A 16,028-nucleotide genomic window follows, 5' to 3' on the forward strand; every position below is an offset into this window, starting at 1 on the left:
TCTTTATACAAAAACAAAAAGACCGAAATATCAATAATTTCAGCCTAATTTTTTCTTTAATTTTAACTAGTGTGTTCTCGTATTAATTAACTTGAAATGTGACATAACTGTGGTGCCTCATTGGATCGAAAAGCAACTTAACTGCCTCTCTTCCCAACTCACGGGGACGCAAATCAATCCGCCCATCACTATTTGTCAGCATTCCCATTAACCGACTATTGTTAAAGCAAAATACTGGCAACGAGCGCTTTTGTAATTCATGAGAAAACCGAACAAATAACAAATCATCAGAGAACAATAAACCATCCGTTTCTGGATGGTTATTAAGAAAATCATCCAACGAATCAGCATTCGTACCCAATTGCCAAACAACTGCTTCTAAATGATGAGTACTCATGCATTCATCATAACCAGCAGCCCGTTCTCGTTCAAACAGCCAAGGATCAACCGATTCAAGAAAAGCCGGATGAGTCAAATGATGGATTTTTAACAGTTGTTCTGTTGCTGCTTTCCCGGCAGCAACGTTATCGTTATCAACGAATCGATCCGGATAATGATCCGTTGGGTGACCAATAATAACAAAGTTAAGGTTATTCTGTCGTAAATAAGCTGTTATAGGATCATTACTCATTGCATAGAAAACCAGGAAATTATGCACTTTAGATTGATTAACCATTGAACGAACCTCTTCAAGCAATTCATCTTGAGTTGCAGCAATTGCTACCACCATTTCGTAGTGTAGTGGCTGAAGTGCTGTACTAACTCCCCGCATGAGGTCAATATGAAATGGGTTTGCTGGTGCCGTATCTTCCGTAACTGGAAAAATTAACCCAACCATATTCGATTCTCCACGAGTAAGGTTCCGCGCAGTGTAGTTAGGTTGATACCCTAACTCTGCCGCAATCTTCTTAACCCGTTCTCGTGTTTCCGCACTAATTCGCGGATTATCATTCAACGCCCGTGATGTCGTTGAAACGGATACTCCCGCATGTTTTGCAATGTCCTTAATTGTTACCATTACGGCCGTCCCTCGATTTCAAATGGAATAAACTCACCTAATTCTACCAGGTAGAGTCCCATCTGAACAACCGGTATTGGCTTCATAATATTTAATGCTTGTCGGTATAACTCCAGCTGACCACGATAACGACCAGTAATTTTAGCTAGCTCAAATTCTCGATACTGGGGATCAATATGATCAGTTTTGTAATCAACTAAAATAATTCCTTTGGGAGTTTCTAAATACCCATCAATAATCCCATGAATCAGGATCCGCTCATCATCCTTTGCTTGAACCTCTTTAAATAGTTCATGACCATTCATTATCATCGCAAAGGGTTCTTCTCGATGATACTTTTGACCATTAGCGATAACCTGTCGTCCTGGATCTGTTTGGAAAAATGCAGCAATCCCTTCCGCATTAATAAACGGTGCTACTGCAGAGTTAATTAGGTGATCCTTGACCAACTGCCGGATCTCATTACGAACTTGAGCCAACGTGATTTCTTTGCCATCCAGTGGCAATTTTTGAAATACCAGGTGGGTGGCTGTCCCAACCTCTGTTGCTGCTGGCGACCGATCACCCTGTTGGATAAACTGTGGTGTCGCAAAATCGTTTCTTAAATATAGTCCACGGTTCTTCGCCTTTCGTTGTTGTTCATAATCCCACTGGCCCATTTCACGATTATCCGGATCTTCAAACACCCGTTTTACATCCGTAACTGATTGGTAGGCCGTCGTTTTGGTTGCAACTTCATGTGGATAACGAAAGGCAAGGATCTGATCAATTTCTTCTGCTGACAGGGACTTGAGTGATTGCAAATCTTCATCACCCGTTACGTTGATTGGACTAGTTAACTTTTCCAGTTGTTGATCAACATCAGTTGCGGTGAAAGTTTTGGCAATGAAAAATGGTTCTGTCGCCATCCCGGTAAACTTTTTCCCTGTATTAAGAGGACTCTCTTCCAGAACAATTCCCTTATCTGTTATGTCATCCCCTGAAATGCTTAACTTAGCGGCATTAAACTGGTTAGAATACCGTGCAAGAGCTAAACCAATCCAGTCCATAAAAGACTTTGCGTTTATCCGTAACTGCGAGCCAAGCAATTGCTGGCTGCTTTGAAATGCCTTTTGCCAACTATTCCATGCTTCAACTAGTTTTTGGCCCCCTCGCGTTTCGTTAAACGATGCCGTAATGACTAGTCGCTGTTCAGCTCGGGTTAGTGCAACGTAAAGGACCCGTAAGTCTTCTGCTCGTTCTCCCTGCTGAATACTATTTAAAATAATTTGTCGCTGGGGCGTATCATAAACCAGCCGTTGTTGATCCATTACCTTAATACCAACTCCAGAATTCGGGTCAACAACCGCATTTTCCCGAACTGCCGCATTATTAAAATGGTGGCTTGTATTAATCAAGAAAACAACCGGAAATTGAAGGCCCTTACTTCCATGAATCGTCATTACATTAACGGTATTCGTGTCTAATTGTGTTGGCGCCACCCCGAGATCCTGATCATGTTCCTGCATTTTTTCAATAAAGCGCGTGAACTGATAAAGCCCCTTAAAACTACTTTGCTCATAAGTATGCGCCCGTTCATATAGTGCATGAAGATTGGCCTGTCGTTGTTGCCCACCAGGCATTGCACCAACATAGTCTAAGTAACCAGTTTCCTGATAAATGTGCCAAATTAAGTTAACTAAAGTTTGTTGTTGGGCTACTTGCCGAAATTCGGTTAACTGCTCAATGAAAGTAGTTATTTTTTGCTGAAGACGTGTTAATTGATCTGGATTCAACGCTGATGATTGCTGAAGACTGTGATTTTCAAAGTTACTCTGACACGTCATTAATGCCGTATAAAAGTCTGCTCGACGGTTTTGAAGACGAATGAAAGCTAACTCTTTATTACTAAGGCCAACAATCGGTGAACGAAGAACTGCAACTAATGGAATGTCCTGCTTAGGATTATCAATAATCTTTAACAATGCCATCATTACCCTAACTTCCGTTGCTTGAAAATAGCTTTCAACATCATGGACTGTCAACGGAACTTCCAGCTCGTTAAATTGCTCCATTAAAGTATTATTAATGTTCTTTGTTCGCTCGAGGAGAACAATATCCCCATATTGAACCGGCCGCATTTGCTGTGTCTTTTTATCGTAAATTAATTCTTTATTAGCTACCATCTGCTTAATTCGCATGGCAACCATTCGTAGTTCTCCAGTTAGCTTATCGTCTTCTTGGGGAAGCTTAGGATTAACATTAGCATCGTAAAGTAGTACCTCAGCAGGAGTAACTCGATTATCTGGATTTTCATCATAGTAAGTTGCGGCATACTTTAAGTGAGCATCCTTATCATAATCAATCTCACCAACCTGACGATCCATCAATTGTTCAAATAAAACATTTGTAAAACCAGTCACATTTTGCATTGACCGGAAGTTCTCTGCTAGAACAATTGATTCGCCACCCTTTCCTTTACGGTAATTTTCATATTTTGTAAGGAAAAGAGTCGGATCTGCTTCACGAAAACGGTAGATTGACTGCTTCACATCACCAACCATGAATAAGTTTTGCTGATCTGGATTAGCTAACTGCATCAAGATCTTTTCTTGAAGTGGGTTCGTATCCTGATACTCATCAATCATGATTTCTTGATAGTGTTCACGTAATTCATTAACAAGGGTAACCCAATCTGGCTGATCTGCCGGTGGCGTTAAAATTTGGTAAGCATAGTGCTCCAAATCGCTAAATTCTAAAACATGACGGTTCAATTTTGCTTGTTGATAAGCTCGTGAAAATTCAATTGTAACCGCTGATAATTCATTTAGAATCCCGGCCGCATGATTAGCAATTTGTCGGAACCGTTGCTCATCGTATTCAAAATAATCCGTCACTAAGGATTTCAGTTGTTCTTTAAGTCCGTTTCGTGTCTTTATTAAGGATTGGTAAGTCTCATATTCAGGATCTTTCTTCTTTGCGCCACCACTCATCCGGGCATATTTAACTCCTTGAAACGCGGCTCTGATGTCTCCCCACTGGTCTTGATCCAAACTTGTGATCAAATTACTGATGTGTTCCTGGTCACCTTTGATAATTTCAGCTGGTTTATCATAACCGAGGTCTGCCATTCGGATACTCAACTCGGCGTAGTCATTCACTAACTGTTCCAAATTATTCTTAACAACTGGTTTTAACTGTTCCTGATAAAATTTGGTATCCGTAATTGAATCATTTCCCAGGAAATAATTATCAGCTAGTCCTTGTAACCAGTTCTCCGGTTCTGGTTGAGCATTTGCTGTTTCATATAACTTCAAAACTAGATCATCTAACCCCCGTGCGTCACGGTCATTAGAAAAATTAGTCACCAGTTCACTAAAACTTGCCCGCTCGTCACTAGCTTGCTCAAGTGATGATTCATATAGTTTTTCACTAACTTGTTGCCAAATTTCTTCTTGAAGGAGGAGCCGCTCAGTGTCATCTGTTAATAATCGGAACTGGGGATCTAAATGGATTAAGTAATAGTAGCGTTTAATTAGCTTTAGGCAAAAAGCGTGAATAGTACTAATATCAGCTGTGGCTAACCGATTAATTTCATTAACCATTTGGCGCTGCTGTTGCTGTTCTTCCGCGTTATGCACTGGCTGACGCACCGCTTCTTGAAGTGCTTCACGAATTTTATCCCGCATACTCTTTGCCGCGGCGTCCGTAAAGGTCACCATCAACATTCGATCAACATGAATTCCCTCTCTGATCAATTTAATAGCACGTTCAACTAGGACCGCTGTTTTTCCTGACCCTGCTGAGGCAGAAACAAGAATATTCTTTCCGCGATCATCTATTGCCCGTTGTTGACTCGGTGTTGGATTAAATGTTGCCATTACTCTTTAGTCCTTCCTTCTTTCTTCGCATTATCAAAGTCTTCCTTTGCTTTCTGCGGATCAAGCTGACGATAACGTTGCTGATCTAACATATTGTCAAATTGGTAAATATCTTTAAAGTCGCTATAGTCTAGTCCCGTTGCCCGTTTACTTCCCTCAATCAACCGATAAGGATTTAGTTTAACTTGTCCCTCAAGGATTTTGTCCCCCGCGTCAACAATTAATTGTTTGTTCCATTCCTGAAGCCATTGCAACTGATCGGAAGTAACTAGGAGCGCATCTTTTTTAGCAGAAATGCCACCCTTTTTAGTAACTTTTAGTGGATATAAGGCTGACTGATTATCTTGAAGTTTCTGATCGAGCGAGTCGAGGATCGCTGGCTCATTCAAGAGGATTCCCTTGTATTCATGAGCACTTAACTGTAACTCTTCTAATTCCTTATGTTGGTTTCGTTTCCAATCAAATTTGGGATTACTTAAGTGCAAGTATAATGCCCCAGCAAGCCGTGCTGTTGGCTCGTCTAGTTCTTGAAGATTGTTTTGTAGACCGTTTAAGTAGGTTAATAGCTGCAAAGAAATACCATAGTATGCTGATGTAAGGTCAAAGGTATGGTTGCTTGATTTGTAATCAACAACGGTAAGAAAATCACTCGGCTGCAAGAGATCAGTTAGCTGCTCCTTAGGCAAACGATCAATTCTGTCAATTCGGCCACGCAAATAGATCCGGTTTCCAGAAGCTAATGGGTAGTCTAGCGCTTTCAGATTAACTTGGTTTGGACTGCCAATTCGGCCAAATTGTGCTTCAGTCTTAAAGGGTCGTGCCTCAGTATATTGGGCTTGTTGACACATTGTTTCAAGCATCGTCGTCACAATAGTTCGTAACTGATGATACTGAAACTTCGCTTGGGCTGATGATTCTGTTAGTCGGACTAAATCAGGCTGGCTTTTTTCAGCCGTCCGCAACGCTTCATCAATAAATCTTCTCAGTTCCTGTGAATTAGATACTAACTCCTTTAATTCAACTTGTTGTTGACGGGTATTATTAATAAACGTCTCCATTGCTTTATGGAAAAAGGTTCCGATCCGATCAGCGGACATCTCAAGACGATCCCGTTTTTGAAGTTGTAAACCGTACTTTAAGAAATATTCGTACTGATTAATGTAGAAGTTTTGCAACTGTGAGATCGAAGCATACAAAACCCGTTGCCCACTCTTATTTGGAGTAGCATGAAGATATAAGGCTTGGGCTAACGTTGCTCCAATATCATCCACAATGTTATGGTAATTAAATCCTTGATTTACCATTTCTAGGCGCTGTTGAAGCTTCTTTCCTAAAGCATTATCAACAGCATCTGGACTTAGTTGCCACTGCTTTGCTAATAAAATCAAATCCTGTTCAACTTTTTTCCAAGCTGGTGGCATCTGGACTGGAGTAGCAATTGATTTTTGATCATCCCGTACTTGACGACCTACACGCACCAATTGACTTAAGCTAGCTTCCGGACTGCTGATAAACTGCTGGGCGTTTTCTCTGCCAACCTTACTAGTTACTAGTGGCGAATTGATAATCGGCCGCTGGAGATAGGCAGCCAAATCGCGCATGTATGGTGAAATTGTTAACTCTTTATCATCATTGGTTGCTTGTGGCGCTGTGAAAATTAACTGTTGCTTTGCGGAAAGCATCCCTAAATAATGCACAAATGGTTCATTATTCAACTCTGTTATCATGTCAGCCGGTAAGTACTGAAAATCATCGTCTAAATATGGAGCTAAGATCTGCTTATCTTGGTCAGTCAATAATCCATCGTTTTCGCGCACTTCTGGCATCACATCATCAGTCGAGCCAATCATAAAGACAACCTTTTTGTTTTGACTTTGCACAATTCCAGTTTCGGAAACAACCACTTGGTCAAGCGTTGCTGGAATTTGGGAGTATTGAGCTGCTGAAAATCCGGCTTGGATAATCTCATTAAATTTTTCAAGATAATCGTTGATATTATCCTTGTCCAGACGATCTTTTCCAAGAATCTCAACATATTCTTGGAGAATCTGACAAAATTTTTCCCAAACTTGTTGCGGCTGACGTGCCAAATCAAGATCACGAGTACTCTGGTATTGTTGCCATTGATATAGTCGTTCAGTAACCCCATTTTGTTGCAAGAAGTTAAACAGCGTCGTTGCTAACTCTTGGCCTGATTCTACTTTCTTTAGTTGGCTTAAGAACGGCACAATTATTTCAGTAACATAATTATGAACAATCGATAATTGCTGGTTTAATTGTTCTACTCGTGATGCGGTTGCTTTTTCTCGCTGATCATCGGCATCTTTAACAGTCCATAGATCTGGTTTTATCCAATCCTGTTTCCCGCGAATTGCCTGCTTTAAACACCAATTTTCGGTGGTAAAGACTGCTTCTTGGAAAATCTTAATTGGCATTAAATCACCAGTCGCTAATCGTGGTACCAATAACCACGTCTTCAGCAGCTGCATAATATCCCCTAATTGATATCCTCGTTTGTCAATACTAAGCAACGTGCTTAATAGGATTACAAGCGGATGCTGATCCATTTTGCGCTCATGATCATCAAAAACCGGTACCTGATTTTGTGCAAAGATCGGTGCGATCATGTTTTGATAACCGTCAAGGTGACGAGTCAAAACTAAGAAATCTCGGTACCGATACTTGCCAGTAGCAACCATCTGCCTAATTTTGGTAGCAACTTTTTCTAATTCTTCACGACGATTTGCCATTGTATAAAACTGAACCGTCGAAGGAACTGTTAACCGGCTGATTTCTGTTGTTGAAATTGGTCCTGCTGCATATCGCTTAAAGTAATGGTCAACTTCTTGAAGATCATCATTAACTCGCGGGTGTGTTGCAAACCACACATTCGGCTGGAGTTTAATCTGTTGTGGAGCCTGCTGAGCCAGCTTCCAGAGACGTCGATAAACCATCGCTGAGGAATAAAACAAATCATTTTCAGCAGGAATTTCACTCGGACTAGGATGATTCTGATCAGGATAACCCCGGTCGAGAACTAGTGAAACCATTGTGGCTGCCCCATTTTCTACTAAAGCATCAACTATTTGTTGTTCGCTTGCAGTAAATTGTGCAAATCGATCAATAAAGAAGTGCATGTGACGGACTTCTTTATTAGTTTGCAAATACTTAACCAACTGCGAATAAAGTTCATTATTTCCCAGGAAATTTTGCTGAAGTTGTTTCTCATAAGCATGGTAAATAATCTCAATATCATGCATCTTGGTTAACCAGACGCGGTTAGCTCCTGATGATTGATCTTGCTGAATTTGACCCAGTATCATTGAAAAATCATCTGCTGAAATATTGGCACCCTTTAATTCTTCTAATTGCTCCGTCAGTTTCTGAATAAAACCAAAACCCGGTCGCTTAATTTCACTTGCATAAAGGTGTAGTTCTTTTGCATACTCCTGGGCTACTTGGGATGTCAACATAGTCATTCCAATCTTAGAGATCCGTGGCGTTTGAAATGCTGGTGTATCACGTAAGAGGAACCATGCTAATCGACTAAAGGATAGTACCTGAAGCTTTTCTGAGGCAAAGCGTTGGTCATTATCAAGGCCCATCCGCTTTCGTAACCCTGCTAAAATATTTATTTCCGTTTCAAATTTAATATGGTTAGGAACCAAGTAGAAAAACCGGTCTTCAGCTGAGACCTTCTTCATTTGGTCAGCCAGTTGATCGATCATTACCTGTTCATGATCCATTGCACGAGTGCCTAAAACAAAGCCTAGAGTTCCCATGATGATCCATCCTTTTCGCATAAATTCAGATTTTATTTTACCATAGACATCGAACAAATGTTTAGGTAAGTTATTTAAAAAAGGAGCAGTCCATATTAGTAGCAAGGTCCCACTCCAAAATTTTTATAAGTATGCCTGCTTAAAGAAGATGACCGCTTGAATTAAGGCAAGTAATGCAATCACCCAGCGCATCAGCTTAGCAGGGATATAACGTAAAACAATTGGTCCTAAATAACCACCAATAAACATTCCCACCGCCATTGGAATTGCGTCCCACCAATAAATTTTTGATGTAAACGAATAGATAATCAAGGCAACAAGATTAGTAAAACCACAAACTGCATTTTTGATTGCGTTTGCTACTAGAAAGTCCTCATCACTCAGGTATGTTAATAATACTAGAATCACAATTCCACTTGCGGCACCAAAGTAGCCTGCATACCCTCCAACAACTACCAGAAGAAAAATGTACAAACTCTTTAGCCATTGGGGTTTCTGTTTAGTTAAGTCGGGTTGGTGCTTCCCTGAAATTAAAATCATTGCACCCGCAATTAAGATAAAGAACGGAACCACCCGTTCAAAAACCTTCCCCGGAAAAGCAAGTAAAAGGAAGCAGCCAATAATTGAACCGATCACAGTAAAGGAACCATAGATCCATACCTGACGCCAGTGGCCATGAAGTTCCCTTCCAGACGCAAATACTGCGCCAAGACTATTCCAAATCAGTGCTGCATCATTTGTCACATTGGCATAAACTGGGGCTACACCAACACTCAAAAGGAGTGGATATGATGCCAGCGAAGCAAAAGAAGCTGCTGAAGCTAAGATTCCCGCAACAACACCGCCAAGTAATAAGTAAATTAACGTTCCAATCGATGGAATTCCTGCCATTTTTCTCTCCCTATCAAACTAACTTATAAAATCTTACAGAATCGGCGATAGCAGTCGTGAAAACGTCTGTTTAAACCGCAGCCACCGCGATTGGCTAGCAAACATTTCTGGAGTAATCACCCTTGAACTACGGATATCATTGACAAAGATTTGCTCTAGCTTATCCGTCATATCGCGATCGTAAATAAAGGAATTAATCTCGAAATTTAACTTAAAACTTCTGAAATCAAGGTTTGCAGACCCAACACTTGCCATTCTGCCATCAATCATAATCGTTTTGGCATGCAAAAAGCCTTTTTCGTAAAAGTAAATAGTAATACCATGATTTGCTAATACCCGAGCGTAATATTGGGTTGCTCGGTAAACAAATGGATGATCTGGTTTACATGGAATCATTATCCTGACATCTACTCCCGAATGAGCAGCCACTTGAAGCGCATCGATCACACTATCATCTGGAATTAAATATGGTGTTTGGATCCAAATATGATCAGTCGCCGCGTTAATTAACCGCAGATAACCTAATTTAATGTTTTCCTGTGGTGATTCTGGACCACTAGAAACAATCTGCAGCGATGTTTCATTCTTAAGTTGATTCTTATCTAATTTAATTTCAGGGAAGAACCGCCGAAAATGCTTAATTCGGCTTTCTTGATGTTTGACTGAAGCATTCCAGTCACGAATAAACCGTTGTTGCAGGCTATATACGCCACCACCAATAATTCGGAGATGAGTATCACGCCACGGGCCGAACTTCTTCACCCGCCCGAGATATTGATCACCAACATTAAAACCACCAACATAGCCAATCTTGCCGTCGATTACAACAATTTTTCGGTGATCACGGTAATTCAACCGAAAATCAATAAAGTTGCTATGGGTCATCAAGAATGGTGTTGCATAGCCACCACGCTTACGAAGGCCGTTATAGAAATCAGCACGAACCCCCATCGAACCCCATGAATCATAAAGCACACGAACCTCTACACCCTCTGCTGCTTTCTGCTCTAACAAGGTTCGCAATTCATTTCCGATCTGGTCATTATAGATTGTATAAAATTCAATATTAATGCTCTTTTGGGCTGCTTCAATGTCAGCAAAAAGTTGTTGGAATAGTTTATCACCATCTACATAAACTTTGACATTATTGTGACGAGTTAAGAAGGCATTATCTAAACTTTGAAAAAGCATTACCGTCCGTCGATACATCTGAGCAGTTGAATGCTTAGGCTTCGGCATGTTTTGAAACTGAACCTTTTGCCGATCAACTGCCTGCTTTAGTTTTAACTGTGTCTGCGATTTAATCCTCTCTAACCGCCGCTGTGGCAACTTTCGACCAAGAAACGCATAAATAATGAAACCAACTACCGGTAGTAAAAGCAGCACAAGCAACCATGCCCAAGTTGCAGCAATATCCCGTTTTTCTCTAAAAACTGTAAATAGTGCCGCAATTTCGTTAATAACAACGATTGCTAGCAACAGCCATTTAATAACACTCCACGTTAGTATCAATTACGGCACCCCCTTTTTGTCTCCTTAATTCTAACTCATTAAAATTAGATAACCAATGGCCACTCCAAAGATTTTCTTTTTGTTTTATAATATAGCCAATTTATTAATGAATTGAGGTTAACCTAACTATGTCAACAATTTATCTTCGACGCGCTAAATTAGCAGATTTAAACACCATTATGGAAATTATCGAAGAGGCTCGTATAGCGCTTAAAGAAGCAGATAATCCACAATGGCAAGATGGCCATCCTGATCGGGCAATGATTAGTCGTGATATTTCCCAGGAAATAAGTTGGGTTCTCATCGTAAACAATCGAATTGCTGGAACCGCGGTTCTCCAACTTGCTCCTGAACCTTCATACCAGAATATTAGTAACGGTCAGTGGAGCCATCCTCACGCTCCATACGCCACAATTCATCGGGTCGCTATTTCCAGTAGCTATCGCGGTCAAGGCCTTGCTAAGTTTCTGTTTAGTAATTTAATTACTGTTGGTCAACTCCAAGGACGTAATGACTTCCGCCTTGATACACACGAAAAGAATAAACAAATGCAAAGGTTGGCTCGCAATTTGGGCTTCGTTCGTTGTGGCAACGTTACTGTTAATGACAAAAACGACCCAAGACGGCTTGCCTTTGAACTAAATCTCAATCATGGCTACAAAGTTACAAGAATTACTAACGACTTTATGAAAGGACTGCTAAAATAGAAAGTGTAAGATATAACTTTACTTATAGGAGGGATTTTATGCAGTACGCAAAAAATGATCTTGGTCATTTAGTTCGCCAACACAATGAACTAGTCAATAAGATCCAAAAGATTCATCCAGAAATCGAACAACTTAGTAAGCGGATTGGCTTAAAGCCAGATGATGACTTCTGGAAGATGTACTTAAACCAACAATGGCTGCCTACTAGTACAGCAATCCAAAGTCGCCTCTTTAGGCTTCAAAAAGAATTTTTTGATCTCGGTGAACGAGCTGGATTGATTGAAATTAAGATCAACCAACTAAAAAAGAACGCTGCTTAATTAGCACTTAAAATAATAAAAGAATAAAACGACGGGGCTAGAAAATGATATACTTTTCTAACCCCGTCATTTTAATTACAAAGAAAGACTCACTCGCAATCCATGATTAACCTTTTTCATTACCAAAGCATCAAGGTGATCAATCCGATCCATTAGTCGTTGCTTATCAATCGTCCGAACTTGTTCCAGCAAAACAACTGAATTTCGGGGAATCCCGGTTACTTCAGCCGTCAGTGGAACGTGTGTCGGCATTGGCTTCTTTTGTGAATGCGTGGTGATTGGTGCCACAATAACGGTCGTGCTAAAGTGGTTGCCGATATCATTTTGAACAATCAAAACCGGTCGTTGCCCTCCTTGTTCCGAACCCACTACCGGTGAAAGATCGGCATAAAAAATGTCCCCTCGTTTTACTTCTTTTGCCTTCATTCGGTAAATTTCTCCTTAGGTTTATCATCGTTATAGTTTCATTTTAAAAAGAAAAAAGATAGGAAACAAGTTCCCTATCTTCTTTCCTCATCAAAGCCTAATGACTACTTGTCGTCTTCAGCTTTTTTATCGTTATCTTCGTCTTTGTCAGCTTTTTCTGACTTGTATTGGTCACTGTCATCCTTGGCAGCATCCTTAGCATCAACGATTACTAACTTACCATCCTTCATTTCAGCAACCAAGTGCTTTGCATCAAGGTGGTCAAGGTAGTAATCAGTTACCTTGTCACGAATTTCACGTTCGATAACCCGGCGAAGTGGACGAGCACCCATTGCTTCATCATAACCTTCATCAATAAGGTATTGCTTTGCAGTTGGGGTAACCTTAACGTCCATTCCCTTCTTAGCCAAAGTCTTGTTAACATCTGCTAACATCAAGTCAACAATCTTCTTCAAGTCTTCTTTAGTTAAACTGTGGAATTCAACAATTGCGTTGAACCGGTTCAAGAATTCTGGACGGAAGTAATTAGTTAACTTCTTAATCAAGTCTTCTTCATCGTTGTCGTTACCTAACTTAACTGGAGCATCATTGGAGTATCCAGCGTTTGAGGTTGCGATAATTACCGTGTTCTTGAAGTCGATAGTGTTTCCTTGACCATCAGTTAAACGACCATCATCAAGAACTTGGAGCAAGAGGGTAATAACTTGAGGGTTAGCCTTTTCAATTTCATCTAACAAGATGATTGAGTAAGGGTGACGACGAACTTTTTCAGTTAAGGTATTGCCATTGTCATCATAACCAACATAACCAGCAGTTGCACCGATTAACTTAGAAACGGCTGTCCGGTCTGAGTATTCTGACATATCCAAACGAATAATGTCATTCTTGCTACCAAACATGTCGAGAGCTAATTGCTTTGCAAGTTCAGTCTTACCAACACCAGTAGGACCAACGAAGAGGAAACTGCCAATTGGTGAGTCGCCTTCATCAAATCCAGCACGGTTACGACGAATAGCTCTAGCTACTGCTTCAACAGCCTTATCTTGACCAATGACTTTGCCTTCAAGCCGCTTGTCCATGTCCTTCAACCGTTCAACATCGCTAGCACCAATCTTAGAAACTGGAATACCAGTCATTTGTTCTACAGCGTTAGCAATATCTTCAGGGGTTGCAGTAACCTTGTCATTTTCGGAGCCTTCCTTTAATTGCTTTTCGAGATCAGCAATCTTCTCCTTAGCAGCTTGAGCAGTCTTGTAGTCTTCCTTCTTGGCTGCTTCCTTTTGCTTCTTCTTTTCGTTTTCGATGTCTTTTTCAATTTGCTTTGCATCGTGTGCTGGGTGCTTAGCAGCTAAGTGAGCAGCAGTCATATCTACTAAGTCAATTGCCTTGTCAGGTAATGACCGTTGTGGCATGTATTGAACTGAGTAGTCAACTGCAGCTTGAAGAACATCATCTGGCAACTTAACGTTGTGGTGACGTTCATACAAGTCACGAATTCCCTTTAGGATAGCAATTGTATCAGCCTTGCTTGGAGCGTTAACTGTTACTGGGTTAAACCGCCGTGCCAAAGCTGCATCCTTCATAATTGTGTTTCGGTATTCATCCTGAGTAGTTGCACCAATAACGGTAATTTCACCTCGTGATAGTGCTGGCTTCATGATATCAGACATACCCTTAGAGCCATCAGCATCACCAGCAGAACCAGCGCCAATGATTTGGTGAATTTCATCGAAGAAGAGGATAATATTGCCAGCCTTCTTCACTTCATCAATCAACTTTTGCATGTTCTCTTCGAAACTACCACGATATTGAGTACCAGCTTCAAGACTAGAAACATCGATACTAATAATTTCCTTATCCTTAATGGCTGCTGGAACATCACCAGATACGATTGCTTGAGCAAGTCCTTCTACAACAGCAGTCTTACCAACACCAGCATCACCAACTAATACTGGATTATTCTTAGTCCGCCGACTTAAAATTTCAGCAGTTTCTTGAATTTCTTTATTCCGTCCAATAACTGGATCAAGTTCGTGACGACGAGCTTCTTCAGTTAGGTTCCGTCCTAACTTATATAAGATGCTTTCCTTACCTTCATTAGGTTGTGGCCCTGGTTGTTGTGGAGCAGCCCCACCAGGTAGCTTGCCGGTCTGACGATATTGAGCAAATTCTTCAGGAGTAACTTCTCTACCATTAATGAGGTAGCGGCGGTTATCAGAATTGAGACCATTCATTCCACCCATTAATTGGTTAAAAATGTCGTTCATGTCTCCGTCAAATGGGTTCATTGGATTTTGTGCCATAAGTACATTCCTCCCTTAATTTCCTTTAATCAAATTAATAAAAAATTTATTGTTATGTTTATTATAGGTGCTTTCATATCTCGAAGCTAATATAACGCATTATCTATGTTAAATAGTGTTCCTCTAATTCTTTCAGGACCTCCCACATATGTTTATGCTGTGCCTGAGCTAAAGCATCCAAATCCCTTAAATTCAGTGGCGTTGCGCTCGACTGTGGCTTATTAAAGGATTTATGTAAAGTGGTGTAACCGTATCCGGAACGTTTTGATACCTGATAAATCGTTAAGTTATGGACTTCCAAGTACTGTTTAATATTAATCCGCATATTTTCACTTCCTTTACATTAATAATTATATCACATTTGTGGTATAACACAAGTGTGGAGTATCAAAAAATCCAAAAAAATTTTAAAAAGTTATTGACTTTGATTAAAAATGAATTAGAATATTAGTAATCTTTTAATCAATTGAGGAATGAATAATTTAGTATCCTTGTAATCCCTTTTCTTTTGTGTGCTAACATTCCATTCCCAGATGTTCCCCAAGCGTCTGGAAATTACTACTTTACTCATTCCAATTCAGTAAAGAGGCTGGGAATTACCCCAGTCTCTTTACTATTTTAAAGATAGTTCTGTCCTACTCTCTTTTATGAGAATTTGCTAAGGAACAGCCATTAATTTGAACAAGCATTTTTATTGCTTACCATCATCGATTCAGGCATACTTGAAACAGTTAGATAAAAGTTTAGATCCATTGCTACCAAATAAAGGGAGGATAAGCAAATGAGTACATTTAAGGTAAAAGCCACAAAAACTACTACTGGAATGCAGGTTGCTGCTGGAACACGAGGATTTGAAATTACCTTTGATGAACCAAATAGTACTAATACAGGGATGAATCCGGTAGAAATTCTCTTAACTTCTTTTGGTGCTTGTACTGCAATTACAGCCCAAGCCTTAGCGGACAAGCGGAATTTCGACTTACAAGCTTTCTGGATCGATATTGACGGTGATCTCGACCGCGAAGATGTCGCTACTGGAGAAAGTCGACGGAAATTTACTGAAATCCGCTTTACACCCCACCTTCGTTCAGACGAATCTGACGAAGATATTAAACAGTTTCTTGCCGATGTCGAAAAGAAGTGTCCAGTAAGGAATACCCTTGAATTTGGTACAAAATTTGTTGCCAATAATTTTGTACGGGAATAAGG

At 40.3% G+C, this 16,028-nt stretch carries 11 protein-coding genes; 3 read left to right on the top strand and 8 right to left on the bottom strand.

Translation table 11 applies throughout. The annotated features are described in order from the left end of the window. Positions 1-82: 82 nt before the first annotated feature. The 5 genes from HUK49_RS01990 to cls form a co-directional block, all read right to left on the bottom strand. Positions 83-1,018 carry a LacI family DNA-binding transcriptional regulator gene (locus HUK49_RS01990; protein WP_191912459.1) on the bottom strand — a complete coding sequence of 312 codons (936 nt, stop codon included), beginning with the start codon at positions 1,016-1,018 and terminating at the stop codon, positions 83-85. After that, entirely contained in the window at positions 1,018-4,878 is a 3,861-nt protein-coding gene (addA, locus tag HUK49_RS01995; RefSeq protein WP_191912460.1) for a helicase-exonuclease AddAB subunit AddA, read from the bottom strand. The genes HUK49_RS01990 and addA overlap by 1 nt, the downstream gene beginning before the upstream one ends. Further along, positions 4,878-8,660 carry a PD-(D/E)XK nuclease family protein gene (locus tag HUK49_RS02000; RefSeq protein ID WP_191912461.1) on the bottom strand — a complete coding sequence of 1,261 codons (3,783 nt, stop codon included), beginning with the start codon at positions 8,658-8,660 and terminating at the stop codon, positions 4,878-4,880. The genes addA and HUK49_RS02000 overlap by 1 nt, the downstream gene beginning before the upstream one ends. A gap of 123 nt (positions 8,661-8,783) precedes the next feature. Further along, positions 8,784-9,551 carry a sulfite exporter TauE/SafE family protein gene (locus HUK49_RS02005; RefSeq protein WP_191912462.1) on the bottom strand — a complete coding sequence of 256 codons (768 nt, stop codon included), beginning with the start codon at positions 9,549-9,551 and terminating at the stop codon, positions 8,784-8,786. A gap of 33 nt (positions 9,552-9,584) precedes the next feature. Beyond that, positions 9,585-11,063 carry a cardiolipin synthase gene (gene cls / locus HUK49_RS02010; RefSeq protein ID WP_102168522.1) on the bottom strand — a complete coding sequence of 493 codons (1,479 nt, stop codon included), beginning with the start codon at positions 11,061-11,063 and terminating at the stop codon, positions 9,585-9,587. A gap of 128 nt (positions 11,064-11,191) precedes the next feature. Here cls and HUK49_RS02015 point away from each other — a divergent pair, with 128 nt between their 5' ends. Then, a complete protein-coding gene (locus tag HUK49_RS02015) occupies positions 11,192-11,770 on the top strand; it encodes a GNAT family N-acetyltransferase (RefSeq protein ID WP_191912463.1) in 579 nt (192 codons plus the stop codon). Positions 11,771-11,808: 38 nt separating this feature from the next. Beyond that, positions 11,809-12,090: a hypothetical protein gene (locus HUK49_RS02020; RefSeq protein WP_102168520.1), complete on the top strand. Its 282-nt coding sequence runs from the start codon at positions 11,809-11,811 to the stop codon at positions 12,088-12,090. A 75-nt stretch (positions 12,091-12,165) separates the two neighbouring features. Here HUK49_RS02020 and HUK49_RS02025 read toward each other — a convergent pair whose 3' ends face one another. The 3 genes from HUK49_RS02025 to HUK49_RS02035 form a co-directional block, all read right to left on the bottom strand. Then, positions 12,166-12,516, bottom strand: coding sequence for a type II toxin-antitoxin system PemK/MazF family toxin (locus tag HUK49_RS02025; RefSeq protein ID WP_102168519.1), 351 nt, complete (start codon positions 12,514-12,516; stop codon positions 12,166-12,168). A gap of 104 nt (positions 12,517-12,620) precedes the next feature. Then, positions 12,621-14,819: an ATP-dependent Clp protease ATP-binding subunit gene (locus HUK49_RS02030; RefSeq protein WP_326515718.1), complete on the bottom strand. Its 2,199-nt coding sequence runs from the start codon at positions 14,817-14,819 to the stop codon at positions 12,621-12,623. A 103-nt stretch (positions 14,820-14,922) separates the two neighbouring features. Next, positions 14,923-15,144: a transcriptional regulator gene (locus HUK49_RS02035; protein WP_102168518.1), complete on the bottom strand. Its 222-nt coding sequence runs from the start codon at positions 15,142-15,144 to the stop codon at positions 14,923-14,925. Between the two features lie 456 nt (positions 15,145-15,600). On the opposite strand from HUK49_RS02035, the gene HUK49_RS02040 reads away from it, so the two are divergent. After that, entirely contained in the window at positions 15,601-16,026 is a 426-nt protein-coding gene (locus HUK49_RS02040; protein WP_102168517.1) for an OsmC family protein, read from the top strand. The last annotated feature ends 2 nt before the right edge of the window (positions 16,027-16,028 follow it).

The sequence above is a fragment of the Limosilactobacillus portuensis genome, from assembly GCF_014838735.1.
Taxonomy (GTDB): Bacteria; Bacillota; Bacilli; order Lactobacillales; family Lactobacillaceae; genus Limosilactobacillus; species Limosilactobacillus portuensis.

Bases quoted from the DNA above. Each gene is read 5' to 3' on its own strand.
- HUK49_RS02020 (WP_102168520.1), top strand. From the start codon at position 11,809: ATGCAGTACGCAAAAAATGATCTTGGTCATTTAGTTCGCCAACACAAT.
- HUK49_RS02000 (WP_191912461.1), bottom strand. From the start codon at position 8,660: ATGGGAACTCTAGGCTTTGTTTTAGGCACTCGTGCAATGGATCATGAA.
- HUK49_RS02035 (WP_102168518.1), bottom strand. From the start codon at position 15,144: ATGCGGATTAATATTAAACAGTACTTGGAAGTCCATAACTTAACGATT.
- HUK49_RS02030 (WP_326515718.1), bottom strand. From the start codon at position 14,819: ATGGCACAAAATCCAATGAACCCATTTGACGGAGACATGAACGACATT.
- HUK49_RS02015 (WP_191912463.1), top strand. From the start codon at position 11,192: ATGTCAACAATTTATCTTCGACGCGCTAAATTAGCAGATTTAAACACC.
- HUK49_RS01990 (WP_191912459.1), bottom strand. From the start codon at position 1,018: ATGGTAACAATTAAGGACATTGCAAAACATGCGGGAGTATCCGTTTCA.
- HUK49_RS02040 (WP_102168517.1), top strand. From the start codon at position 15,601: ATGAGTACATTTAAGGTAAAAGCCACAAAAACTACTACTGGAATGCAG.
- HUK49_RS02005 (WP_191912462.1), bottom strand. From the start codon at position 9,551: ATGGCAGGAATTCCATCGATTGGAACGTTAATTTACTTATTACTTGGC.
- addA (WP_191912460.1), bottom strand. From the start codon at position 4,878: ATGGCAACATTTAATCCAACACCGAGTCAACAACGGGCAATAGATGAT.
- HUK49_RS02025 (WP_102168519.1), bottom strand. From the start codon at position 12,516: ATGAAGGCAAAAGAAGTAAAACGAGGGGACATTTTTTATGCCGATCTT.